The organism is Cognaticolwellia aestuarii (assembly GCF_002000025.1).
Classification (GTDB): Bacteria; Pseudomonadota; Gammaproteobacteria; order Enterobacterales; family Alteromonadaceae; genus Cognaticolwellia; species Cognaticolwellia aestuarii.
Genome location: NZ_MUZV01000003.1, coordinates 232,316 through 255,116, shown reverse-complemented (window position 1 = coordinate 255,116; position 22,801 = coordinate 232,316). Strand labels below are relative to the sequence as shown.

25 protein-coding genes and 1 tRNA gene are annotated in these 22,801 nt (G+C 38.3%); 17 read left to right on the top strand and 9 right to left on the bottom strand.

Features of this window, described 5'->3' with window-relative positions; all coding sequences use genetic code 11:
• The first annotated feature begins 108 nt into the window (after positions 1–108).
• From tpiA to B0169_RS06300, 3 genes are all read left to right on the top strand, one after another.
• Positions 109–876 carry a triose-phosphate isomerase gene (gene tpiA / locus B0169_RS06310; protein ID WP_077285115.1) on the top strand — a complete coding sequence of 256 codons (768 nt, stop codon included), beginning with the start codon at positions 109–111 and terminating at the stop codon, positions 874–876.
• A gap of 4 nt (positions 877–880) precedes the next feature.
• Complete coding sequence (gene secG / locus B0169_RS06305) at positions 881–1,276, top strand: preprotein translocase subunit SecG (RefSeq protein ID WP_077285114.1); 396 nt, start codon at positions 881–883, stop codon at positions 1,274–1,276.
• Positions 1,277–1,288: 12 nt separating this feature from the next.
• Positions 1,289–1,373, top strand: a tRNA-Leu gene (locus tag B0169_RS06300).
• Positions 1,374–1,815: 442 nt separating this feature from the next.
• On the opposite strand, the gene B0169_RS19220 is transcribed toward B0169_RS06300, so the two are convergent.
• Positions 1,816–1,980 carry a hypothetical protein gene (locus tag B0169_RS19220; protein WP_158077059.1) on the bottom strand — a complete coding sequence of 55 codons (165 nt, stop codon included), beginning with the start codon at positions 1,978–1,980 and terminating at the stop codon, positions 1,816–1,818.
• A gap of 108 nt (positions 1,981–2,088) precedes the next feature.
• The gene (locus B0169_RS06295) at positions 2,089–3,129 is read right to left on the bottom strand and encodes an OmpA family protein (RefSeq protein ID WP_077285113.1); all 1,041 of its coding nucleotides are present in this window, start codon (positions 3,127–3,129) and stop codon (positions 2,089–2,091) included.
• A gap of 377 nt (positions 3,130–3,506) precedes the next feature.
• On the opposite strand from B0169_RS06295, the gene B0169_RS06290 reads away from it, so the two are divergent.
• Genes B0169_RS06290 through sigX form a run of 3 tightly spaced genes read left to right on the top strand, consistent with a single transcriptional unit; the run spans position 3,507 to position 5,133 of the window.
• A complete protein-coding gene (locus B0169_RS06290; protein WP_077285112.1) occupies positions 3,507–3,743 on the top strand; it encodes a hypothetical protein in 237 nt (78 codons plus the stop codon).
• A complete protein-coding gene (locus B0169_RS06285; protein ID WP_077285111.1) occupies positions 3,743–4,567 on the top strand; it encodes a mechanosensitive ion channel family protein in 825 nt (274 codons plus the stop codon). The genes B0169_RS06290 and B0169_RS06285 overlap by 1 nt, the downstream gene beginning before the upstream one ends.
• Positions 4,568–4,593: 26 nt before the next feature.
• Positions 4,594–5,133, top strand: coding sequence for an RNA polymerase sigma factor SigX (sigX, locus tag B0169_RS06280; RefSeq protein WP_077285110.1), 540 nt, complete (start codon positions 4,594–4,596; stop codon positions 5,131–5,133).
• A 77-nt stretch (positions 5,134–5,210) separates the two neighbouring features.
• Here sigX and B0169_RS06275 read toward each other — a convergent pair whose 3' ends face one another.
• Genes B0169_RS06275 through B0169_RS06265 form a run of 3 tightly spaced genes read right to left on the bottom strand, consistent with a single transcriptional unit; the run spans position 5,211 to position 8,531 of the window.
• Positions 5,211–5,564: a YdbL family probable chaperone protein gene (locus B0169_RS06275; RefSeq protein ID WP_077285109.1), complete on the bottom strand. Its 354-nt coding sequence runs from the start codon at positions 5,562–5,564 to the stop codon at positions 5,211–5,213.
• Between the two features lie 9 nt (positions 5,565–5,573).
• Positions 5,574–5,756 (bottom strand): YnbE family lipoprotein, encoded by a 183-nt coding sequence (locus B0169_RS06270; RefSeq protein WP_077285108.1) that lies wholly within the window; start codon positions 5,754–5,756, stop codon positions 5,574–5,576.
• Positions 5,757–5,765: 9 nt separating this feature from the next.
• Positions 5,766–8,531 carry an intermembrane phospholipid transport protein YdbH family protein gene (locus B0169_RS06265; RefSeq protein WP_077285107.1) on the bottom strand — a complete coding sequence of 922 codons (2,766 nt, stop codon included), beginning with the start codon at positions 8,529–8,531 and terminating at the stop codon, positions 5,766–5,768.
• A 263-nt stretch (positions 8,532–8,794) separates the two neighbouring features.
• On the opposite strand from B0169_RS06265, the gene B0169_RS06260 reads away from it, so the two are divergent.
• Together B0169_RS06260 and B0169_RS19360 are read left to right on the top strand one after the other, a co-directional pair.
• A complete protein-coding gene (locus B0169_RS06260; RefSeq protein ID WP_077285106.1) occupies positions 8,795–9,472 on the top strand; it encodes an alpha/beta hydrolase in 678 nt (225 codons plus the stop codon).
• 27 nt (positions 9,473–9,499) lie between these two features.
• On the top strand, positions 9,500–9,673 hold the full coding sequence (locus tag B0169_RS19360) for a hypothetical protein (protein ID WP_164474798.1): 174 nt from the start codon (positions 9,500–9,502) through the stop codon (positions 9,671–9,673).
• 187 nt (positions 9,674–9,860) lie between these two features.
• On the opposite strand, the gene B0169_RS06255 is transcribed toward B0169_RS19360, so the two are convergent.
• From B0169_RS06255 to B0169_RS06245, 3 genes are all read right to left on the bottom strand, one after another.
• Positions 9,861–10,454: a DUF938 domain-containing protein gene (locus B0169_RS06255; RefSeq protein ID WP_077285105.1), complete on the bottom strand. Its 594-nt coding sequence runs from the start codon at positions 10,452–10,454 to the stop codon at positions 9,861–9,863.
• A gap of 70 nt (positions 10,455–10,524) precedes the next feature.
• Entirely contained in the window at positions 10,525–11,652 is a 1,128-nt protein-coding gene (locus B0169_RS06250) for a GNAT family N-acetyltransferase (protein WP_077285104.1), read from the bottom strand.
• Positions 11,653–11,831: 179 nt separating this feature from the next.
• Positions 11,832–14,495 (bottom strand): TonB-dependent receptor, encoded by a 2,664-nt coding sequence (locus tag B0169_RS06245; protein ID WP_077285103.1) that lies wholly within the window; start codon positions 14,493–14,495, stop codon positions 11,832–11,834.
• 273 nt (positions 14,496–14,768) lie between these two features.
• Here B0169_RS06245 and B0169_RS06240 point away from each other — a divergent pair, with 273 nt between their 5' ends.
• The 9 genes from B0169_RS06240 to B0169_RS06200 all read left to right on the top strand — a co-directional run bounded on the left by B0169_RS06240 (position 14,769) and on the right by B0169_RS06200 (position 21,942).
• The gene (locus tag B0169_RS06240; protein WP_077285102.1) at positions 14,769–15,125 is read left to right on the top strand and encodes a DUF2750 domain-containing protein; all 357 of its coding nucleotides are present in this window, start codon (positions 14,769–14,771) and stop codon (positions 15,123–15,125) included.
• A gap of 662 nt (positions 15,126–15,787) precedes the next feature.
• Positions 15,788–16,390 (top strand): HvfX family Cu-binding RiPP maturation protein, encoded by a 603-nt coding sequence (locus B0169_RS06235; RefSeq protein WP_077285101.1) that lies wholly within the window; start codon positions 15,788–15,790, stop codon positions 16,388–16,390.
• Between the two features lie 45 nt (positions 16,391–16,435).
• A complete protein-coding gene (bufA2, locus tag B0169_RS06230; protein WP_077285100.1) occupies positions 16,436–16,906 on the top strand; it encodes a BufA2 family periplasmic bufferin-type metallophore in 471 nt (156 codons plus the stop codon).
• Between the two features lie 40 nt (positions 16,907–16,946).
• Entirely contained in the window at positions 16,947–17,795 is an 849-nt protein-coding gene (gene bufB, locus B0169_RS06225; RefSeq protein WP_077285246.1) for an MNIO family bufferin maturase, read from the top strand.
• Between the two features lie 82 nt (positions 17,796–17,877).
• Positions 17,878–18,654 carry an HvfC/BufC N-terminal domain-containing protein gene (locus B0169_RS06220; protein ID WP_143323483.1) on the top strand — a complete coding sequence of 259 codons (777 nt, stop codon included), beginning with the start codon at positions 17,878–17,880 and terminating at the stop codon, positions 18,652–18,654.
• 264 nt (positions 18,655–18,918) lie between these two features.
• Positions 18,919–20,301, top strand: coding sequence for a COG3014 family protein (locus B0169_RS06215; protein ID WP_077285098.1), 1,383 nt, complete (start codon positions 18,919–18,921; stop codon positions 20,299–20,301).
• A gap of 41 nt (positions 20,302–20,342) precedes the next feature.
• Positions 20,343–20,810: a YcfL family protein gene (locus B0169_RS06210; RefSeq protein ID WP_143323482.1), complete on the top strand. Its 468-nt coding sequence runs from the start codon at positions 20,343–20,345 to the stop codon at positions 20,808–20,810.
• Positions 20,811–20,828: 18 nt separating this feature from the next.
• A complete protein-coding gene (gene lpoB, locus B0169_RS06205) occupies positions 20,829–21,431 on the top strand; it encodes a penicillin-binding protein activator LpoB (protein ID WP_077285097.1) in 603 nt (200 codons plus the stop codon).
• 43 nt (positions 21,432–21,474) lie between these two features.
• Complete coding sequence (locus B0169_RS06200) at positions 21,475–21,942, top strand: outer membrane lipoprotein (protein ID WP_077285096.1); 468 nt, start codon at positions 21,475–21,477, stop codon at positions 21,940–21,942.
• 208 nt (positions 21,943–22,150) lie between these two features.
• Here B0169_RS06200 and B0169_RS06195 read toward each other — a convergent pair whose 3' ends face one another.
• A complete protein-coding gene (locus B0169_RS06195) occupies positions 22,151–22,744 on the bottom strand; it encodes an HD domain-containing protein (protein ID WP_077285095.1) in 594 nt (197 codons plus the stop codon).
• Between the last annotated feature and the right edge of the window lie 57 nt (positions 22,745–22,801).

The following is a 22,801-nucleotide window of genomic DNA, read 5'->3' as shown; positions in this document are numbered from 1 at the left end:
TACATATGTCGAATAAATATTAGGCAATTGAACAAGATATTGCTTGAAAGACTTGTATCTTGTCGACAGGTTAGTTAATATCTCGCCGCTTTGATTTAGGAATGAAAAATGAATAGACGCGCAATAGTTGCAGCAAACTGGAAAATGAATGGCAGTTTAGCATTAGTCAACTCAATGGTTTCAGAGTTAAACAGTTTAACGTTAAATGAAAATGTTGAAGTTGTTGTCTGTCCAAGCTTTCCTTACTTAGCGGCATTTAATTTAGTCAGCACTGAAATGAAGTTGCCAAAGGCTTTCAGTTTAGGAGCACAAAACTTAAATGAGCATGCTAAAGGTGCATTTACTGGTGAAGTATCAACCTCAATGTTACAAGAAGTTGGTGTTAATTATGTCATACTAGGACACTCAGAACGTCGTAGTATATATAAAGAATCGAGTAGTTTAGTTGCGCAAAAAGTGAAAGCAACGCTAGCAGCAAACCTTAAACCTATCTTATGCATAGGTGAGAGCGAAGAAGAGCGAATAGCAGAGCAAACCGAAGTCGTTTTAGCCGCGCAATTACAGCCGGTGATTGACGAAATAGGTATTGAAAATTTTAAAGATGTTGTTATTGCGTACGAGCCTGTTTGGGCAATAGGTACAGGAAAAACAGCATCGCCAGAAATGGCGCAAGCAACGCATCAGTTTATTCGAGAATTTATCGCGAAAATTGATGAAAACGTCGCAGTTAGAGTGCCATTGTTGTATGGTGGCAGTGTCAATGCGACAAACTGTGAAGAATTATTTGCACAAGCTGATATCGATGGTGGATTAATCGGCGGTGCTAGTTTAAAAGCTGATGAATTCAAAGTAATTTGCTCAGCAGCAAAGGGATAATAAAATGTTGTATCAAGTGTTAATTGTAGTGTATTTGATCGTTGCTTTATGTTTAATTGGCTTAGTGCTGATTCAGCAAGGTAAAGGTGCTGATATGGGCGCATCATTCGGTGCTGGTTCATCAGCAACCATCTTTGGTTCAAGCGGTTCTGGTAACTTCTTAACTAAAGCGACTACTTACTTAGCGATTGCTTTTTTTGTTATTAGTTTAGTATTAGGTAACTTAACGGCTAATCGTGTTAAAGCAACAGATGAATGGAATAACATAGACGTTCCTGCTGGACAAGTAGCACCTGCAACTGATGCGATTCCAACTGACAGTGTTGAACCAAAAGTGAACAACTCTGATGTGCCAAGTAGTGACACAGTGACAGAAAAAGATAGCGACGTACCAGGCTAGTTTAAAAAATTTGCAGATATGGCGGAATTGGTAGACGCGCCACCTTGAGGGGGTGGTGCCTTAGGGCGTGAGAGTTCGAGTCTCTCTATCTGCACCAAATACAGGTTCTACTAGAACCAATAAAAACCGGAATAACCTTTATCATTAAGGTGTTCCGGTTTTTTTATGTCTGTATTTTCATATCAACAATGTAGAGTCATAGGTCTTGAGGCTCCAAAGCTAACAATACTGTTAACAAACAGGTACTTCAGGGAAAGTAGCTAAACTTAGAATAAAACAGATTGATTTATCATACTGCGCTATTGATAGTTACACGGGTAAAGTTAAGCTAGGCTATAAACTAAATTTCTGTTAAATATTTTGCTGATAAAGCTCTGGCTAGAACGCATATTAAGCAGGTTAATTGCCGTAAGGATTTACTCCCTGGGGTTATGCGCGGGCGTGAATGAGGTATTTTCTGAGTCGTGACTGAAGAGATAACGTGCTTCGATTTTATAGCTTATACACTGAGTATTAAAGACTAAGGCTGGTAGCAAATATTATGATTTTGATTTGCTAGCGGTGGTTATTTGATGATTTTTACTGACGTTTATTGACGATTCAGCGTTGCGGGTACGTAAAGGGTAAGAGCAAGAGTCAGCATTATTTTTTATATTTTTAGCGATAAAATTTAAGGTTGATGCGGTTAATTTTACTTTTTTCATTACTATGCTTACCGTGAGATATCAATAGAAAATACATATATAAAATAAAAAACAATGCCATATCTGGCATTGTTTTTATTAACGAGATATTACTTAACTACCTAAGTATTAGTTTTTTGAAATTACTTTTTTAGTGCTAGTCGTAATTTTTGCAACTACGCGTCGGTTTAACTTATGCGCTGTGACGGTGTTTTCTGTTGAAAGTAATTGCTCTTGGCCATAACCTTTGGTGGTTAAGCGACTGCTTTCAATGTTGAACTTATTCACTAAAATGCTTTTCACGGCATCGGCACGTTTTTTCGACAACATTAAGTTGTAATCGGCGCTGCCTGTTGCAGAGCTGTGTCCTTCTATCTCTACTGAGGTTTGTTTATATTCTTTCATAAAGTCCGCTAATCTTTGAATATCATCAACTAAAGCAGGTTGAACGATAGAGCTGTTATTAGCGAATGCTATATTTAGCTTAATTTCTACTTCATGCTCTGAATACAATGTACAACCGGTAGAATCTACTTTTACTGTAGATGGCGTATTATCACAACGATCAATAGCGTCACGTACACCATCATTATCGCTATCTTTGATCACAGGCTTAGCAGCCACAACGGTTTTAGGTTTAGCCATTACTGGTGCTTGTTTAGCATCACCAAATGCATACTTTACACCTAACTTTATACCTTGATCGGTAAAACCATAGTCTAGATCTCTATAAACGACTGCTTCACTGTAAAGTGAAAAACGATCGCTGACTTGAAAGTTGTAACCTGCACCAACATTTACAGCGTTGTAGCTTCGTTCATTACGAAAGCGTTTTACACCAGCAAAGAGGTATAAATCGCTATCTTCTAACTTGTAAATGGCATCAAGGCCAGCACGTGTGCCGTAATCATGATCTCCACCGTCTTGAATTTCATAACGAGTTTTGGCAACTTCAAAGCGAACATCCCAGTAGTCATTAATTATTTTCTGTAAATCGATACCGATAGATTTTCCGGCTTCAATTTGCTGCCAATCATTGTCTGTTTCTTTATTGGTGCTTGACTTTATATAGTCGCCAAATACACCAAGCTCCCATGTTTTATCGATATTTTCTGCAGCGAGTGGTGAACTGATAAGGGCTGCTAGTAGAGAGATTTTAAATGCTTTCATAGGTAATTCCTTGCTTAGAGATAAATACTTTTTATTAGTTTCTATCCTCTATAACGAGGAGAATGGGTAAAAGTCACAAATTAATTATTATTTATTTCAAAGTATTGATTTTGCCGATAGGTAAGTGCTGCTAGCACAAACTTTAGCTAGTGCTGAAAAATAAATAATGACACATCCCTAAGTAACAATACTTGGCTTATTCGTCCTTAAAGTTCATCTATTCGTAACAATAATACGCAAAATACACTAGAATTTGCCACCTTGCTTTTAGCGACAGATTATTTTATTCATGAAAGTAAAGTAATTGTGACTTTTACAGATAAAAATCGTTATTAATAAAAGCAGCAAAGTTATTAGTTATTTGCTTGGGGAAAATAATGAACAACATAGAACAAAACTTAAAAGATCAGTTTGAGCAAGATGATGACATTGCTTTTGCGACACCTGATGAAGAATTATTTAAGCGTGCGGTGACAACTGCAAATGTACAGCAGGGCAGTAAAGATTTAATTGCGCTTGGCATGGCCTCTATTTGGGTGGTTTTTGCTAGCATATTTATGAAAATTTTAAAGCCTGTTTTTAAAAATATGGCTAACAGTAATAGGAAAAAATAATGGAAACCGAAAATATCTCAGAAAAAACCTATACGGGTCTGATGGCTGTTTGGCATAAAGTGGTAACTTTTATGCCGGATCTCATTGTCGCTATTTTATTTTTACTTGTTGGTTGGGCCATTGCTTCTTTAGTGAAGCGACTACTTAATAAATCGTTAATCAAAATTGGCTTTAATACATTTTTGGATAAACTTGGCCTTGAGGCTTTGCTAAAAAAAATGGATATTAATGTTCAAGGTAGCCAAGTGGTTGCCAGTATAATATCTACCTTTATCTTATTAATATTTTTATTGGCCGCATTGGATATTGTCGGCCTTAAGATGCTGTCTGGTTTAATTGACACACTTGCTCTGTTTTTGCCTAAATTATTGGCAGCTTTAGCCGTATTGCTGTGTGGTTTTTTTGTTGCCCAAATTGTTTTCAATGGTGTAAAAATTGCGGCTAAAAATACCGGCGTTGATTATGGCCGCTCTGTTGCAGAAGTGTGTCGCGGCATTATTATTGTCATCACTGTTTCATTGTCGATTACGCAGTTAGATATTGATGTATCACTACTCAATAATATTCTTTCAGTGGTTATTGCTAGTGTTGGCCTTGCTGCTGCTATTTCTTTGGGGATTGGAACAAAATCAATGGCACAAGAAGTTGTCGCTGGGGTGTATCTCAGAGAGATGTATCAAATTGGTGACAACATTGAAGTACAGGAAGTTAAAGGGGCTTTAGTTTCAATTGGTAGTGTTGCCAGTAAGGTGATGGCTGAAGGCGAAGCAATTATTACTGTACCCAATACGTTTTTGTTGGCGAATAAAGTAACGAAACAATAAATTGTAGGAAATAGGTTACTTTTGATTTGAATTCGTTTAACGAACGACAGCTCGTTGCACTTGTGCAAGAGAGCTTGCCTTATGACACGCGCTATTTTCAGCAGCTGATCAGCCCTTACTTGCCTAAATTAAAGGGCTATTGTGTCAAGGTGCTAAATAACCAATCTGATGCTGAAGATGCAGTACAGGAAACTATTATTAAAGCCTTAACCCATTTAAAAGGCTTTAAGTGGCTAGTGTCGTTTAAGGTTTGGTTGTTTAAAATTGCCCATCATGAATGCATTAATAAGATCAGAGAGCGTCGTTGGGATATTATGCAATATGATGATGATTACTTAGACAGCTTAGAAGCAACATTGCCAGAACAAGATTTAGCGGCGTTAATTTCAACCATGCTTGAGCGATTATCATTTGTGGATCGTAATATTATGTTGTTGCGTTACCGAACAGGTTTAGAGTTTCAAGAAGTTGCTGATATTTGTGAAATGAAACTGTCTGCGGTAAAAATGCGACATAAACGAGTGCTTGAATTTTTGACTGGGCAAATGGATGATACCGACCGGTAAATATTAGGCGTTATAAAAACCAAAAAAGGGACTCGTTAGTCCCTTTCTCGATTTATCGGTTATTAATTAACAGCTGACTATTTCTTTACCCATTGCCCTGCTGCATTTTGAATTAAGTGACCAGGCTGTGTTTTTGCTAGGGCTTTTTGGCCTGCTAAGGCAGTAACTTGCTGCAGTGTAATTTTATTCTTTCTGGCTAAATTAAGGTAAATTTCTTTACGTTTTTTATTAACGCTAGCCACTAAACTTTTTGCTTCTGCACTGTTTACAACTACCCCTAAATAACCGTTATGCATTTCACCCACTAAACCTTGCTGCTTTGCATCATCAAGTGAAATAGCCCAGGCTGAAAATGCCATGGTTGATACTAATAGCGCGCAGGTTAATTTTTTAACTAGTTTATTGGTTATATTACTACTTAGTTTACTCATGATTATCTCCTAAAATACGTCGCTATCATCACTAAATATGTCATCAAGTTGTTTGTCAACTTTCACTTTAATTTCATGATCTATTTTTAAGTTTAAATTGATCGTGATCGGCTCTTTTGCGCTGACTTCTATCTTATGTGTACAGCCACTTATTATAAAAATAGCTAACACAGTGGTTAGTATTTTATTCATACTTACTCCTTAATGTTTTTGTAAACCTTTGATAATACGTTCTTCAAATTGTTCGGTAATTGACATTGATTCAAGCAAGCCTAATAAATCATAGCTTAAGTTCAAATTCAGATTTACATCGTTATCGATGTCTGGGTTACGGCCTTTTATTACCGTTGCCAATAGCATGTAGCCGTCATCTGCCATAGAAACATCAGAGGACAGTTGATGATAATGTAAGTTCTGCAAGGCATCAAACGCTAACTGTAATTGGCTGTTATTTGCTTTTAGCTCTTCGACTGCAGGGTTATTCATTACTTGGATAAGACCTTGCGTAACGTTATGTAACTCACCTTTTTCCATGGTGTATTTTTCGCCATCAAAAATTATCGGTAATTGGCCTGAGACATTACCGGTGACGACAATGCCTTGCTTTTTATCTAATGCTAATACTTGCTCTAAGTCTATAGAGGTAAGCTGAACGTCAACTGAATGCTTATGCTCTAATGGCCACTGAATACTTGGAATCGCAAAGCTGCCACCTAAAATATCGCCTTTGAGTTGACTTGCCGTGATTTTAAAATCTTCTTGGTAGCTTAATCCTGTGGTGATGGACAGTTTGGCGATTGGGGTTGGTGTATCGATTAAAGCAATGGTGAGGTTTTCGTCTACACCAGAATACGTTGTTAATTTGCCTGCAGAATAATTAAAGCTTTGCTGCCAATTTAGTTCTTGTAGCCAAATATCTTCAACTTCTCCACTGACCGACGTTAGCCCTAATGAGATAAGCAACGGTGTGTTTGCAATGTTAGATAAATCACTGACTTGACCGGCAACGCTATAACTGAGTGTGCCGTCGACTAATGCTACCTTTACCGGCAATTGCAAATTAAGTGACAGTAAGTCAGTTAAGGGTAATGCCTTAGCGGTGAGGGTAATATGAGGTTTCTCTGCAGTGCCTGAAATCGCTAATTGTCCTAGTGGAACCTGATCAGCGCTGGCAAGAGTTGTGATTGAAATGTTATCTATATTGCCCGTTATTTTGCTGTTCAAGGTTAATTTATTGATATTGAGATATTTTGGAACTTGTAATTTATGCGCCACGCTGTCGATTGACAAATCTAACCGGATCGCCTGTTGATCTTGAAGCTTTATATCACCTTGCAGATAGTTTTTGATGTTTTTAATTGAAAGTAGTTTCTTATTACCGGCGCTTTGAGCAGATAATATGGCGATATTATTGTTCGACAAAAACGAGTTTTCAGAAATTTTTATTAACGTTTCATTTTGCGCTTGACGAATAGAGCCTAGTAGCATTATCCCAACAGCCTCAGAAGATAAGCTGCTAATTGCTGACAGTTGCAATGAGCCATTAAGCATAAAGTCTAGTTCAGCTAAGATAACGTTTTTAGCTGTTATATTATGGTCGGCTAATTTAGCGCTTTTATGGTTAAGTGTGATGAACTGATGAAGATCTAAGACAATGTTGCTTAGGTTAAGTTGATGAGCAGGCTCAGTGTTGTGTATATTGTTACCTAATTTGGTTGCGGGATTAGTGGCTTGCTTATTTACCAGGTCATTTATCTGACTATTTACTGGCGCTGAACTTAGCGTAACGTTAACAATATTTTTTGCGGTAACGTTTAAGCTAGAAAGCGTCAGTTGTTGTGTCTTGAAACGGTAAATAAAATCACCTCCAGGGCTTAGCGATAGCTGGTTGATAGGATTGTCTTTTAGCACGGTGACAACTTCAGGAGCTATATCATTTTGCTTTAGTAGTGCCAATAAATGTGGCTGGCTGTACTGTAACGTTAAGGCCGTGCTGTCAGTAAAAGATAAAGCAAGTTGAGCATCATTTTTATCTTCTGTGCTATTGGCTGAAAAATGAATTTCACCGTTAATACCTAACGCACCGCTGAGCTTGAAGGGGCCACTTGCTTTTACCCCTGTATCAGTCTCAAGACTAAAAGCACTCAATTGGCTATTTAGGGTTAGTTTACTGTCTTGATAATTGATTAAGCTATAAAGCTCGCCATGAGTTTCTATTGTTTGTGTAAGTTCTTTTATGGTTAAGGGCAGCGCTATATTATGTTGGTCAATAAGCTCAGCTAATAGCGATAGTTGAGCACTTAGTTCTAACGAAAAATTCTCTTGTGTTGTTTGTTCATTTTTTGAAAATGTAGCCGCAAATAAGGTTTGTTGTTGATGATCTTGTAGTTGTATTTCAAACTGACTATTGTTTGCCAAAAAATGCCCAAAATAACGACTTGGTAAACTACTTTTATCTATTTCGCTATGTTTTAAAACAGGTGATGTGCTGCTATCGATAACTTGGTGGGGAGTATAGCGCAACTGTTTTACTGCTATATCAAATGGTAAACCAAATTGAGCTAGCTGAGCTAAAGCCGTTTTTAATTGTTGTGAAACGGGTAATTGACTTGATTTTTGCTCAGTGTTTTTCTGAAGATCAATCAGGTAAGGCACTAGCTCCGCTTTACCATCAATATGCACCGATGCAATATCAACAGCTTTGATTTTCTGATCTGAGGTCAACTCAGTGTTTATTACCATATCATGAATATCGACCCTGGCTTGTGGTGTTTCTATACATAAAGCACTTATTGTTAGTGCTAAGTCAGAACTGAGGTGAAAATCGAGACAAGTGATTTTAGCTTGGTATAAGGCTAGTTCTGTTTTGCTGATATTGTTTATGATACTGACACGGGAAATATAGCCGATAATCAAGGCACTAAGACTGATGCTAACAACAAGTAAGGTTTTTTTCGGGAAATTCATCTGTTGGTTTTTCTTCCTTCATCCATGTTTGCTTGCCAAGTAACGCCTACTGTATTGTTGTTGCGCTATGGGATCAATTAAAATCATTGCTTTGAATAATTTAGTAACAAATCATTCATCCATTATTATGGAGTCATTTATCCCAAAGTTTGGTTAATTTATGATAAAAATTATCATAATTGAGCCAGAGTTAGTTGTATCGACTTCTGTAGAAACGTTATGATATCGGCATTTTTTACTGTTACCCATATAAAGAGAGAAGCATGTCAGCTGTTCCATTAGATAGAATTACCATTGAGCCAAGTTCGCCTGCCACAGCCTGTGTTATTTGGTTACACGGTTTAGGCGACTCTGGAGCTGGGTTTTCGCCCATCGTACCTGAACTAAGATTACCGACTAACCATTCGGTACGCTTTATTTTTCCTCACGCTCCTGAACAACCGGTAACCATTAACCAAGGTTATGTTATGCGCTCATGGTACGATATTAAAAGCATGGATTTGCATAACCGTGCTGATATGAAGGGCGTAATTGAATCTGAAGCGAAAGTTAAAGCGCTGATCAAAGAACAAAATGATAAAGGTATTCCGACCAGTAATATTGTTTTAGCAGGTTTTAGCCAAGGTGGCGTGGTAAGTATGTTTACGGGCTTGCGCTACCCTGAGAAGTTGGCAGGTATTATGGCATTATCTTGTTACTTACCTAATGCAGATGCCTTACCAGACCAGCTTAGCGTGGCAAATAGTGATACTAACATCCTACAATTACATGGTGCTAATGATGATGTTGTGCCATTAAGCGCTGGTAAAATGGCCAATAAATTACTGAATGAGCAAAACTATCCAGTTACCTGGAAAACGTATCCCATGGCGCACAGTGTTCACCCAACAGAGATTCGTGATATTGCTCAATGGTTAGTGGCACGTTTAAATATTGCATAAGGTTGTTAAAACTATAAGGACAGTTAAATGCCAGAAGTTAATGTTAAGCTTGTTTTTGAAAAAGAAAATAAAAACAGTATTCGGTTTAAAGAAGTGCCTGAGCCAGGAAAAGCAGAAGTGTTAGGCAGTATCTACTTGCAAAAGTGGCTGGCCGGCAGTGCCAAGTCGATTGAAGTGTCGGTGAAAGTCGTCAATGAGTAATTATATATAGTTACTATATTGAGTCATTCCATTGCCTAACGGCACTAGCCGCTATAAAGCTCGGTTTTATTGAAACTGAGCTACTACATTGCGTAGCTCCCCATGTAGGCGCATTGAATAGACTTATAAAAATGCGCTAGTAATTTGCTAGCGCATTTTTTATGCGTTATTCATGTTGAGTGCCAGGTTAATTTACTTTATTAAATATCAACAGCCGATTATTCGCTGGCATAGCATGATCATCGGTTAACAACAAACCCGCACTTTTTGCTAAAGCTATAATTGCTTCAATATCGCGAATGCCACTTAGTTCATCGTGCTCTTTTAACCAAAGATCAAAATTAGCATTGCTTTCGCTAGTGTGTTGACCTTGATAATTAAAAGGACCATAAATACACAACCTTCCAGCTAGCGCCAAATGCTGTGCTACACCAGCAAAAAACGTTTGTACTAGTGGCCAACTAATAATATGTAGCGTATTTGCGGTATAAATAGCATCAACAGACTTGATGGGCCAATCATGATGTAAATCTAGCGTTAGCGGCGCTAGTAAATTATCGCTAGGTTGCTCTTTAAGCCAGCAATTAATACCTTGGTGGTTAATAGCTCTATCACTGGTTTGCCATGTTAACCATGGCATATTTGGCGCAAAGTATACCGCATGCTGGCCGGTGCCCGAGCCTATTTCTAGTAGTGTTTTAGCACTTTTTAAGCTCTGTGTTAGTAAAGGCAGAATAGCCGTTTTGTTATTTTCACATGCTTGGGAAAAAGGTTTATTCATGAGTTTTTCTCAGTTCATTATGGTTTAGCGAGCAAGCTGATGGTTGTTTAGTAACGTTAAGGCTTGCTATTTATTCGGATAATTTAAAAGGTAACAACTGCCGGCATTGTTGTTGATACTCGCGCATTTGCTGTTGCTCCTGTAGACAAAAGTCTTTAATAGCCGTTTTAAATGCCTGATGTTTTATCCAATGATATGACGTAGTTAATTTGGGCTCAAAGCCACGTGCTATCTTATGTTCGCCTTGTGTACCGGGATGAAATAAAGCCAGCTTATTTTCAATACAAAAGGCAATGCCTTGGTAATAACATAATTCAAAATGTAAGTTATTATACGACTGCGTACAGCCCCAATAGCGACCGTATAAATTGTCATCATCAAAGAAAAACCAAGCGCAAGCGACGTCTTCACCATGGCAACTAGCGATAATCAACAAAATATGTTCAGGTAACTTTTTCACTATATTTTGAAAAAATTCAAAAGTTAAATGCGGCGTATGTCCACGTCTTAAATAGGTCAGCTGATAGGTTAAATAGAAGAAGGCAAGCTCTGCGGCATTAATATCTTTGCCCAAAACTTGTCTAACGGATATGCCTTGCTGAGTTATCGAGAGTCGTTCTTTGCGAGTGTTTTTTCTTTTGCGTGCATTAAAGGTTGCTAGAAAATCATCAAAGTCTCGATAACCATAATTAAGCCAATGAAATTGTACGGTATTACGCTGATAAACATCATGGCATTGCTGAGTTGTTATTTCTGGGGCATCTTGGCTATAAAGTAAATGCCAACTGTTGAGTTGTTGATGCTGGCAATGGTGACTTAATAGCTCGAAAGTGTCGGTCAGTTTGATGTTGTTTGATAATAACTTATGACTCGTAACTGGCGTGAAAGGCACAGTAGTAACTAGCTTGGGATAATAAGGGATATTATGTTGTTGGTACGCGTCTGCCCACGCCCAATCAAAAACATACTCGCCCCAAGAGTGCGACTTAATGTAGCTTGGTAATATCGCGCTAACGTCATTATTAGTATCGTGAAGCTGTAGGTGATGAGGTTGCCACCCCTGTGCTTGTCCAATTGAGCCACTCGCTTCTAAGCACTGAAAAAATCGATAATTTGAAAATAGCGAGGCTTGGCTATTTAGTCGCTGCCAGTCTTGCTCGGCAATATCGGTAATGTTATCTACAAACTCAATTTTCACTGATAATTCTGTTACAGGTGTGGTTGATAATGACAGCTTATCAGATGCTTATGGTTTTTTGTTTATTTGTTCAGTGCTTATTGGCTTGTTGTTCGTTAATTATTCGTTTACTAGGTTTTGTTCGGTTTATCGATAGCTGTAGTCGTCAATAAACCGAACTCAAAAACAATTAATTAGGCTTAAAATGCGTAATTAACCTTAATATAGCCTCGACGACCAACAGTGTCGTAAGTAAAGACATCGGTATTCGCATCATTCCATGAGGTAAGGAAGGGGGGCTGTTTGTCAAATAAGTTATCAATACCACTTGATATTATTAAGTCATCCGCTAGCATGTAGCTTGCTTGAATATCATTATATACGACACTAGGTACCGCACTGCCAATGGGGCCACCACCATTTTCATCATCTGCTTTGCCGATATAACGTAAGCTATAATTTAATTTCCATGATTGTGCTGCTAATGATACTTGGAGGTTGCTTTTCCATTTAGAAAAAATGCCACGATCAGCGGTTATCTTACCGAGAAGTATTTCCGTTTCTGCACCCGAAAAAGCCGTATTTTCATGTGTCAATAAACGGGTAATATCCCAATTTAGTGAAAACTTATAGTCTTGATAATCACTTTTATATTTGAAGTTAGCATCAATACCTGCAACATGTTCATTTGCGGCATTCATTGGGCGTTTTTCAAGTTCAGTTACTTGATGGGTATTATCATCACGCACGATATTATGACAATATTCAGCATAGGCGATCGGATCTGAATAACACAGGCGGAGCATATTAGAGCCCGCAACGGCATTGATCGCGTTGTCAATTTTAATATCGAAGTAATCGAGTGTTATAGCTAAGTTATCGGCGTAAGGGCTTTGCCATACGGCACCTAAGGTTAGTGTATTTGCTCGCTCAGGACCAACATTGGGATTACCGCCAACGCTTGTTTTTACCGTTGCGCCATCTTGAATGAAGTTACTTGGAACACCAGCGGCAAGACAATTGGCTTGAATAGTGCCGGTAGCGCCTTCGCAAGGATCAACTGTGATCAGGTTTTCAGTATTAGTGCCACCAAATAATTCTGTAATTGTTGGTGTTCTAAAGGCAGATGAGCGTACCGCTCTTAGCATTAACGCGCTGTTTAGGCGCCATGTTAGACCCAGTTTAAATGTGGTGTCGGAGCCAAAAGTTGAGTAGTCTGAATAACGTAATGCGATATCAGCGTCTAAATTATTGGCCCATGCAGCATCTTTTGCTAAAGGAATGGCAAGTTCGAAGAAGGCTTCTTTGACTTGGTATGATCCAGAAATAGCCTCTTCATCACCATTTTGTTGGGCAATGGTGTCAGGCTTGCGCCAACCTTTTTCGTCTCTTTGTTCAAGTCCAGCGGCGAAAGCTAAACTGCCAGATTCTAAGGCAAGTATTTCGCCGGTTAATTGACCTGTCCAAGCGCGTAACTCATTTCCGCCAGTGCCTTCACGTTGATAGGTAACGTAATCAATCACGGCTTGTGAAAGTTCATCAACGCCAAAATAGTCACCGCAAGGAATAGCTGCATTAAGCTCGTTACTACAGGTGCTATGGTCAAGTGTTTGAGCAACACGTTCGTCATTAAAGTCATAACTCCAACCATCGGTACCGGTATTACGACCATAGCTATAACCGATTTGCCATTGCCAGTCGTTTGCCAACTCACCATTGAGCATAATACTGGTTTGTAAGGTATCTGTTTCTTGATAAAACTCTGGATTATCGACTTCGACATTGCGGCGGTTTTTTAAGGTTAAATCTTGCCCCGTAGGATTGTAGATAAAGTCGCTCGCGACCGCTACGCTTGTGAAGCCGCGTGGCGTAACAATTTGGCTAGAGCGACGGTTAGCATAAATAAGCTCTGTGTTTAGCTGTACTGTGCTGCTTAGCTCATAGTTTACCAAGGTGGCAATGTTTAAACGTTGCATTGGGCTGTATGAATTAAGTGATTCAAACCAGTTATAACCATGTTCACTGTTGTTATACTGACTATAGCTATTACCGTTGCCGTTAGCTGTTTGGTTAAATTGTACTTCACTACCATCAGCTAATGTAGCGCGACCGCCAATTGTTGAGCCTGAATAAAAACACTCAAGCTTACTGCCACTTTCTGTTAGTGGGCATGGGTTACGCTCTGACTGAAGGGCATTACCTGTGTTAACATAATTAAGATTAACGACCATATTACCGCGTTGAAAATCACCACCTAATGTTAAGTTTATTTCTTGATTCTCTGCATCTCCTCGATCACTTGCTCCTGCTTTTAGGGTTAATTGGGCGCCAGTAAAGTCATCTTTAGTAATGATATTAACAACACCTGCAATTGCGTCAGCACCATAAATTGCCGATGCGCCATCTTTTAACACCTCAATGCGCTTGATTAAACTGACGGGGATCATATTAAGATCAGGGCTGTCATTTGCCCCTGTGCCACCGGCAACAAGTCGACGGCCATTTAATAGCACTAAGGTACGCTTAATGCCTAGGCCACGTAAGTTTATTTGTGCTGTGGCATAACCATTACTTGTCCAATAAGCATTGGTCGCATTTCCTGCGGGTCCGGCCGAAGCTGTCATTTCTTGTAATAACTCTTCAACGCTCGAAATACCTGAAAAGGCGATTTGTTCAGCATTGATAACTGTTACCGGGCTTGCTGACTCTAGATCAACTTGCTTAATACGTGAACCGGTAATTTCTATACGCTCTGTTGCTTGAGTACTTATTGATTGATCGCTTGTCAATTGTGCAACAGCTTGTTGAGTTGGAATAATGGCAAGGGCGCAGCAAATACTTAGGTAAGACTTATTTAATAACATAGGTGAAACTCATCAGTGATAATTAATAACTAACGCAACTATATCTGAAAAGTTTTATTTCATAGTGCGACATAATGTCGCATTTATCCTTGATTTATATAGTAAATAATCATTTTTTGATTTTGAATAAGCTATTAAAGACTTTGCTTAAATTTACACCAGACATTATCGCGGTATAGCTGCGTATTAATTTTCAATGCTAGGCTTGAGCCGTTGAGTTATGCCATTTGCCCCCGTATAATGTTGGCAAAATTCTTAAGGTACATTGCTAATATGACAACGCCAAACACGCTCAGTGACTTTTTAACACAAGTAAAAGAAAATCAACTTATTTGGGCATTACAAGACAAAGCTAGCGAAGATTGGGTAGTACTAGATTCAATTAATTTTGAAGATACTGATGTCATGCCACTTTGGTCAACAGAAGCTTTAGCAAAAAGTCATTGTGTTGAAGAGTGGGCTGAATATATCCCTGTAGCAATAACCGTTGCTGATTGGATGGAGTTTTGGGTTGAAGACTTACTAGAAGATGGCGTTATAATTGGCCTAAATTGGCAAGAAAATGACGATTGCTTTGAACTAGAGTTAGCTGAATTTACTCAATCGTTAGCAACAGTGGAAGCGCTATAAGTTAAATCAACACCTTAGCATGGTATATTAAACATCTTGAATAGCCACAGTGCTGTTCAAGATGTTATTTCTTTTTTTTATTTTTAACTTTCCCTTCTCAATACCATTTTGATCACGCTGTACATGATGTAGTTGCTATTCATTCTTAACAGTTAAGTGGTTTGTAAAATACACACACAATACTTTAAAAATCGATTGTCGTGATAAAAATAAGAGAGAAAAAATAAAAATTAAATTTATTTTTTCTCGTTAGCTGTCGGAATTTGTGGCTTAAATGCAATTAAACAGTTTTTGAACTGCCTACTTAAATAATACACCAGTAACATACCCCCTTAATTATTTTACATTTAATTTCAGTTGTTTACACTTAGTTACAGGCCGGCGTTACTGAGCCAATGGTAAAGCATAGTAATCATTTTTTCTGCCGACCTGATAAATGACATTTATATTTCAAAAATAAACCTCACTGATTTGTTGCTATATTTTCATAATAAATAATGAAATAGTGCCACAACTTCTCGGGTCAAATTAGGCAGTTATCCAGCTTGTGTTTTTAATATTGTATGAAATGAATTATTAGACAATTTTATTAGGCATTTTATTAGGCAATGGGTAATTTGGACTAAAGTTAAACTTTATGCATAAGCAAATAGGAATAAAACATGGTGAAAGCAATATTGGAAAAAGGTTATGGGGTTTTAAATTCAACGAAAAAGTTGGATTTTCTTGCACCACTATTAATGCGTTTATATTTAGTGCCTATTTTTTGGATGGCAGGTACACATAAAATTGACGGCTTTGAAAATATTGTGCAATGGTTTGGTAATGATGACTGGGGACTGGGTTTGCCTTTTCCTTTTATTTTAGCCATTTTAGCTATTGCTGCTGAAGTTATTGGTGCTATTGCTTTATTGCTCGGTTTAGGCGTGCGTTTGATGGCTGTTCCTATGATGTTTACGATGATTATTGCGATGACTTCCGTGCATGGACAGTATGGCTGGCAGGCGATTGCTGATGCTAATGCTCCTTTTGCTAATGAAAGAGTTGAAGCTTCCGTAGAGAAAAAAGAGATCATTGTTTCTATTTTAAAAGAGCATGGTAATTATGAGTGGCTAACAAGTAGCGGAAATATCACTATTTTAAATAACGGTATTGAGTTTGCGGCAACTTATTTCATTATGCTTTTGGCATTGTTTTTCATCGGTGGCGGACGCTATGTCAGTCTTGATTACTGGTTAAAACGCAAAATACTGCCAAATGCATAAATATCTTATAAAGCTATAAATACAACAGAAAGGTCGGAGAAGATAATGAGTCAAAATACTAAAGCTAAGTTTCAAGGCGCTGCTGTTGCATTAGCGGTTGCTGGTTTAATGGGTTGTACAGCTGTTTCTGCTGAGTCAACGAGTAAAACCGCTGCAGTTAATAACAATGTTGCTGAAATGGCACACTGTTACGGTGTCAACAAATGTAACGGCCATAACGACTGTAAAACGGCTGAAAATGCCTGTAAAGGTCAAGCGGCATGTAAAGGCCATGGCTTTGTTGCCATGTCAGAAAAAACTTGTGACGACATTGGTGGCACAGTGAAAGATGACTGGCGTGGCGCAGTAAATACGGCTGAGTTGACGCACTGCTATGGGGTAAATGTTTGTAAAGGTCATAACGACTGTAAAACCGCAGAAAATGCCTGTAAAGGTCAAGCGGCATGTAAAGGTCATGGTTTTGTCGCACTTGCTGCACAAACATGTGAGGATGTTGGAGGTACGGTTGGCGAATAATCAACCTATTAATCATTTGACAAGAGAGCTTTTGCTCTCTCTGTCTGATGTTGTGGTACCTGAACACTTCCTTGGTTTTGGCCTTGGCTTAAGAACAGAACATTTTCAGGATGTGCTCAACGACAAACCTAACATTGATTGGTTTGAAGTCGTTTCAGAAAATTTTATGGTTGACGGAGGCAAGCCAAAGCATTATTTACACAGTATTCGTGAACTCTATCCTATGGTGATGCACGGTGTTTCATTATCAATAGGCTCCACAGACCCGCTAAACTTCGATTATCTACGCAAACTCAAAGTGCTCAGTAATGAATTACAGCCTGAATGGATTTCTGATCATTTATGCTGGACTGGCGCACATGAAAAAAATAGTCATGATTTATTACCTTTACCTTACAATGATGAAGCATTAACGCATGTATGCCAGCGTGTTGAGCAGGTACAAGACTTTCTTGGTAGACCAATACTCTTAGAAAATGTTTCAAGTTATTTAAGCTATAAAAGCTCAGAAATGACAGAGTGGCAATTTTTCAATGAGGTTGCACGTCGTTCTGGTTGTGAAATACTACTCGATATAAATAACATTTATGTTAGTGCACGAAATCACCATTTTAATCCGCAAGATTACCTTAACGGCATTACAAAAGACAAAGTTAAACAGTTTCATTTAGCAGGGCACAGTGATTATGGTGACTACGTTATTGATACACATGATCACCCTGTAGCAGATCCCGTATGGCAACTTTACCAACAGGCGCTGATACGATTTGGTTTGATCAGTACAATGATCGAACGTGATGATAACATTCCCCCATTAGTAGACTTGTTAGCAGAGGTTGATACCGCGCGAAAAATTGCTCAGCAGACCCTAGGCTTGTCGAATGAGTAGATGTTCATATAAAGACATTATCGTTTTGTTAACCGTAAAATAACGCTATGATAATGAGGCATAGACTAAGAGTATAAATGACGTGAGCAAACTTTCATTACACTCCCTGCAACAGCAGATGATGAACTATTTAATCGATGATAAAGCGGATATTGCTCAACATGTTGTTGAACATGGAAGTATTAACCGTACAGCGCGTTTGCATATATACAAAAATGCTTACCGAATGCGCTTGAAAGAAACTATTGAGAATGATCATCAAATGTTAGGCATGTATTTAGGCGATGATTTGTTTGAGCAAATGGTTAGCGGGTATGTCACAGCTTATCCTTCAAATAAAACCTCGTTACGTAATTTTGCTGATGCATTGCCCAATTTCCTGGCTAACCATACACCTTTTAAAAATCATCCTATTATTAGTGAATTAGCTCATTTTGAACGTTTATTGATGGTAGCGTTTGATGCGAAAGATGCGGCACGATTTACAAGACAAAGGCTTTTGGAAATACCTCATGAGCAATGGCCTAGTTTAGTTTTTCGCTTTCACCCGAGTGTACAAATAGCTGCTTTTAACTTTAATACCGTTGAAACATGGCAAGCATTAAAACAACAACACGCGCCTGAGCCAGCCAAGCATGCTGCTAATGTATGGCTATTATGGCGCAATAACGAGCGGCTAACGCAATTTAGATCACTATCACAACAAGAGCATAGCTTGATAAGCTTGATGCTCAGCGGTGATAATTTTGCTCAGTTGTGTGAACAGCTTTTAAGTCAAAGTTCTGATGAAGATATCAGTCAATTAGCCTTAAACTATCTCTTGTCATGGGTGGATGACGGCATACTTATCAATCAATAATATTGTACTTAGCTTATACCGCTAAGTGCAAAAACATCCAACTTTCTTACATTTTCACAACAAAGTAATCATTGCTACTGATCTTAAATAGGATTACTTTTAGCACTATAAAAGTGGTGAATTGATTCAACGTTATGAGCAATGAAGATTGCCAATAGAAATCGTCATTAAATAAAACGAAAGTAAAAACTGTCAGTACCATGGTATGGAAATAAATTAATTCAAATGATAAAGCCTCTTTCGAAACGTATCCTTGTAACCGTAATGTTTAGCACTTTATTCGGTTGTAGTTCGTTACAGTTTGCTGATATTTTTCAAGGCTATAGTAGCCAGATGCAAGCAGTGAAAACGGCACAACGCCAAGGGGATTTTATTAAGGCGCAAACATTATTGGCAGAGCGATCAAAAAATGATGGTAGCTATGTACTCAATTTGCTTGAAAGAGGACGATTAGCGTTTTTAGCGGCAAACTGGCAAGCCAGCCAAAATAATTTTGCGCAAGCTTATAGCGAACTTGAAGAACAACGTAATAAAGCAAAAATTCAACTGAGTCGAGGCATTGAAAAACTGGGCGCTTCCGTGAGTAATGATAATGCTATTTCTTACCAAGTGCCTTATTACGAACAAAGTATGCTGCACAGCTATCAAGCGTTGAATTATTTATTTCAGCATGACCTTACGGGGGCGTTAGTTGAAATTCGTCGTGCTAATTTAGTGCAAGAAAATGCCCTTAAAGCTTATCAAGGCGACATATATAACACCAAAAATTCGTTATATGAGTCAGGTATGAATACCGACAGTTTAGCAAATACTTACCCGAGTATGGCTGGTGCTATTGGCCAAGTAAAAAATGGCTTTCAAAACGCTTTTACTTTTTACCTTTCAGGTATTTTATATGAAGCCAGTGGTGAGTTAAATGATGCTTACATTGATTATAAGCGGGCGATAGAAATATACCCTGAAAACACTTATTTACAGCAAGATATTCTGCGTTTAGCAAGCAAGTTAGGCATGACAGAAGATTTAGAGCATTTTCAGCGCCGCTTTGGGAAATATCAAAGCAAGCCCGCTGGGTCGCAAGGACAAGTAGTATTTCTAATCGAAAAAGATATTGTGAATAGTAAACAAGATGTCAGCTTAAACCTACCCATTGGCCGAAGTAACAATGGGGTAAAGTTTTTTAGTTTTTCTTTACCCGTTTACTCAGAAAATTTACCACAACACAGTAGCACGATTGTTAAAAATAGCGGGCAAAGTTATCAATCTAATGAAATTGTTCGTCTCCAATCATTAGCGGCAAAAGACTTACAAGAACAATTACCAGCATTGTTAACGCGTCAAGTTGTACGAGTTGTTGCCAAAGAACAAATGCGGCAAAAGTTGAGTCGAGAAGCAGGTGATGTTGGCAATATTTTGGCTAGCATTTATAACATAGCGTCTGAGCGAGCTGATACCCGAAGTTGGTCAACACTGCCTGATCAGGTTGATATTTTGCGGATGCAGGTACCGGCAGGTAAGCAAGTGTTACAAGTGCAAATTAACACAAAACAACAAGATATTAACCTAGATGTGAAGCCCAATAAGATGACGTTAATCTATTATTCAGCTATTGGTAACTATACTGGTTATCAAGTGATTAATTTATAAACCACTATTAGGGCTTGTATAAGCATAAGCCAGGAGGAAGTATGTTGAATAGTAACAATAAATTGAAAAAACTCACGGCGAGTTTAGCTGTGACATTACTGAGCACTTTGGCGTTTGCTGGATGTGCAAATAAAACACCACCGGTAACGTCTGGAATAGGCACGGGGCTTATGACCCCAGGTGATGATTTTAGTCAGCACCTGGAAGTACATAATGCAGATTTAGCTAAACGCTTGTTTATTAGTGAAGTAAAGTCACGTAAAAACAATGGGTTATTGGAAGTTAATTTGCAACTTAGCAGCCGCTATAAAAGATCACAAAAATTGCAATATCATTTTAATTGGTTTGACGCTGATGGTTTTGTGATTGAAGCAAGAAAAACACCCTGGCAAGCAATAGAGTTACATGGCCAACAATCAACGACTTTACGAGGTTTAGCACCGAACATTAATGTCAGCACATTCAGTGTTTATGTTCGTGAAGTCCCTGAAAAAGCATACGAATATTAATAGTTAAGGAAACGTATTATGAATAAATTAGCACTAGTAACAACACTCGGCTTAACCCTTGTTATCGCATCTGGTTGTGCTAATAAATCAGTTGTTCGTTATGGAGACGCCACCGCCGTAGAAACCACTGATATTAATTTTGGCTCAACAGATCTTCAAAAAGTCGCAGCTCAAATGACTGATTCATTACTGTTGTCACCGGTTGTTGGTACGTTAACGCAAAATACTCGCCCCGTAATATTTATTGAGCGCTTAAAAAACAAAACCAGTGAACATATAGATACTGAGTCGATTACTGATTCAATATCAACCAAATTATTGCGTTCAGGTAAGTTTCGTTTTATAGATATGGGACGCGTTGAAGCTGCACGTGAGCAATTAAAATTTCAACATGATGGTGGTATGGTTGACCCAAGCAAGGCGCTACAGTTTGGTCGTCAAGTTGGCGCACAATATATGTTATACGGCAATTTATCGAGCATTGTAAAAAGCAATCAGGATAAGTCAGACGTGTATTATAAATTTACCCTACGTTTAATGGATCTTGAAAGTGGTTTAGTGGACTGGGCAGATGAAACTGAGATTCGTAAAACCAAAACTAAAGCATCAGTCGGCTGGTAAGTCAGTTGTTTTGTAAAGCCATAACATTCATCCGGAGGGCAGTATGAAAACTATCTATTTATCATTAATCTGTTGGCTGTTAGTAATGCCTTTTGCGCATGCTGATTATGAACGTAATAAGGCTGTGCCGGTAGAAAAGATCTTATTTGGCCACATCTTATCAGTGCGTAATATTACTGAACGAGAATTGATACAAGATAAAAATCAAGGCTGGAAAACCTTTGGTGGCGCGCTTATCGGTGGTGCTATTGGCAATCAATTCGGTAGCGGAAGTGGCCGAGGTGTTGCAACAGTATTAGGCGCTATCATTGGTGGTTCGGTAGCTCATGACCGCCACCCCGAATATCGTGAAAAAACACTACATTTAGTAGAGCTGATGATAAAAGTAGAAAGTGGCGATGAGTATATGGTGATACAAGACTTAGACCGTCAAATGCTATTTCAACCTACAGATGCTATTCGCATGGTTTATCTTGCTAACGGTACTGTGCGTATTGATAAACAGTTATAAGTAATACATGCTGCTTAGGTCATGTAAGACACCATAGCTAATTTTAAAGGCTTAGTAGTAATACTAAGCCTTTTTGTTATTTTGCAATACTGATTGTGTTAAGACAAAAATAATGAGGCTGACCAGCAGAAATGATTTTATGCCTTGTTCACTAAAAGTTCACTTAGATATTAGTTAAAATAAACGCGATAAAATACAAATGCTTATATTAATCTTCAAGTAACCAGCCTTGTGTGACAGCAAAATCAATTTGTTGACAAACATACAGCCACAGCTGAGGTGCTAAGCCTTCAAGGTAACGGTTGCGCTTAATAACCTGCGACTTTTTCACGTTATGTTTAACCCAACTGCCGCCTTCATTTCTCATGTTTTGCAGTAAAGGTAAAACACTATCCATTGCTTTAGCGAATCTTGCGTCAATAGTTTCTGCACCTTCAAACTCTAACCACAAGGCTTTATACTTTTGAAACTGTTCTTGAGGTAACAAACCAAAAATACGTGTTAGCGCAGCCATTTCCTTTTCTCTTTGCTCTTCAAGTGCTGCTTTATCGGAAAAGGCAAACATATCGCCAGCATCAATTTCGACAATATCATGAATGAGCAACATACTCATAACACGTGAAATATCAACGTTTTCTACAGCATATTCATGAAGGATCTGAGCGGTTAACGTTATATGCCAACTGTGTTCAGCACTATTCTCAAATCTGTTTTTATCAGATTTAACAAGCGCTTGTCGATAAACACCTTTGAGTCGATCTAATTCAATAATAAAATCTAATTGTTTATTTAGTGCTTGCATTGTTTATTCCATAATAAGGATTGATAAAAAGTCGTTATAGTGCGCTTTAGCAGCTAA

Excerpts from the sequence above, each read along its gene's own strand:
- B0169_RS06255 (WP_077285105.1), bottom strand. The coding sequence starts at position 10,454 with ATGAATAAACCTTTTTCCCAAGCATGTGAAAATAACAAAACGGCTATT.
- B0169_RS06240 (WP_077285102.1), top strand. The coding sequence starts at position 14,769 with ATGACAACGCCAAACACGCTCAGTGACTTTTTAACACAAGTAAAAGAA.
- B0169_RS06235 (WP_077285101.1), top strand. The coding sequence starts at position 15,788 with ATGGTGAAAGCAATATTGGAAAAAGGTTATGGGGTTTTAAATTCAACG.
- B0169_RS06215 (WP_077285098.1), top strand. The coding sequence starts at position 18,919 with ATGTTTAGCACTTTATTCGGTTGTAGTTCGTTACAGTTTGCTGATATT.
- secG (WP_077285114.1), top strand. The coding sequence starts at position 881 with ATGTTGTATCAAGTGTTAATTGTAGTGTATTTGATCGTTGCTTTATGT.
- B0169_RS06270 (WP_077285108.1), bottom strand. The coding sequence starts at position 5,756 with ATGAATAAAATACTAACCACTGTGTTAGCTATTTTTATAATAAGTGGC.
- B0169_RS06260 (WP_077285106.1), top strand. The coding sequence starts at position 8,795 with ATGTCAGCTGTTCCATTAGATAGAATTACCATTGAGCCAAGTTCGCCT.
- B0169_RS06210 (WP_143323482.1), top strand. The coding sequence starts at position 20,343 with ATGTTGAATAGTAACAATAAATTGAAAAAACTCACGGCGAGTTTAGCT.
- bufA2 (WP_077285100.1), top strand. The coding sequence starts at position 16,436 with ATGAGTCAAAATACTAAAGCTAAGTTTCAAGGCGCTGCTGTTGCATTA.
- B0169_RS06265 (WP_077285107.1), bottom strand. The coding sequence starts at position 8,531 with ATGAATTTCCCGAAAAAAACCTTACTTGTTGTTAGCATCAGTCTTAGT.
- B0169_RS19220 (WP_158077059.1), bottom strand. The coding sequence starts at position 1,980 with ATGAAAAAAGTAAAATTAACCGCATCAACCTTAAATTTTATCGCTAAA.
- B0169_RS06285 (WP_077285111.1), top strand. The coding sequence starts at position 3,743 with ATGGAAACCGAAAATATCTCAGAAAAAACCTATACGGGTCTGATGGCT.
- B0169_RS06195 (WP_077285095.1), bottom strand. The coding sequence starts at position 22,744 with ATGCAAGCACTAAATAAACAATTAGATTTTATTATTGAATTAGATCGA.
- lpoB (WP_077285097.1), top strand. The coding sequence starts at position 20,829 with ATGAATAAATTAGCACTAGTAACAACACTCGGCTTAACCCTTGTTATC.
- B0169_RS19360 (WP_164474798.1), top strand. The coding sequence starts at position 9,500 with ATGCCAGAAGTTAATGTTAAGCTTGTTTTTGAAAAAGAAAATAAAAAC.
- B0169_RS06245 (WP_077285103.1), bottom strand. The coding sequence starts at position 14,495 with ATGTTATTAAATAAGTCTTACCTAAGTATTTGCTGCGCCCTTGCCATT.
- B0169_RS06295 (WP_077285113.1), bottom strand. The coding sequence starts at position 3,129 with ATGAAAGCATTTAAAATCTCTCTACTAGCAGCCCTTATCAGTTCACCA.
- B0169_RS06290 (WP_077285112.1), top strand. The coding sequence starts at position 3,507 with ATGAACAACATAGAACAAAACTTAAAAGATCAGTTTGAGCAAGATGAT.
- tpiA (WP_077285115.1), top strand. The coding sequence starts at position 109 with ATGAATAGACGCGCAATAGTTGCAGCAAACTGGAAAATGAATGGCAGT.
- B0169_RS06275 (WP_077285109.1), bottom strand. The coding sequence starts at position 5,564 with ATGAGTAAACTAAGTAGTAATATAACCAATAAACTAGTTAAAAAATTA.
- B0169_RS06200 (WP_077285096.1), top strand. The coding sequence starts at position 21,475 with ATGAAAACTATCTATTTATCATTAATCTGTTGGCTGTTAGTAATGCCT.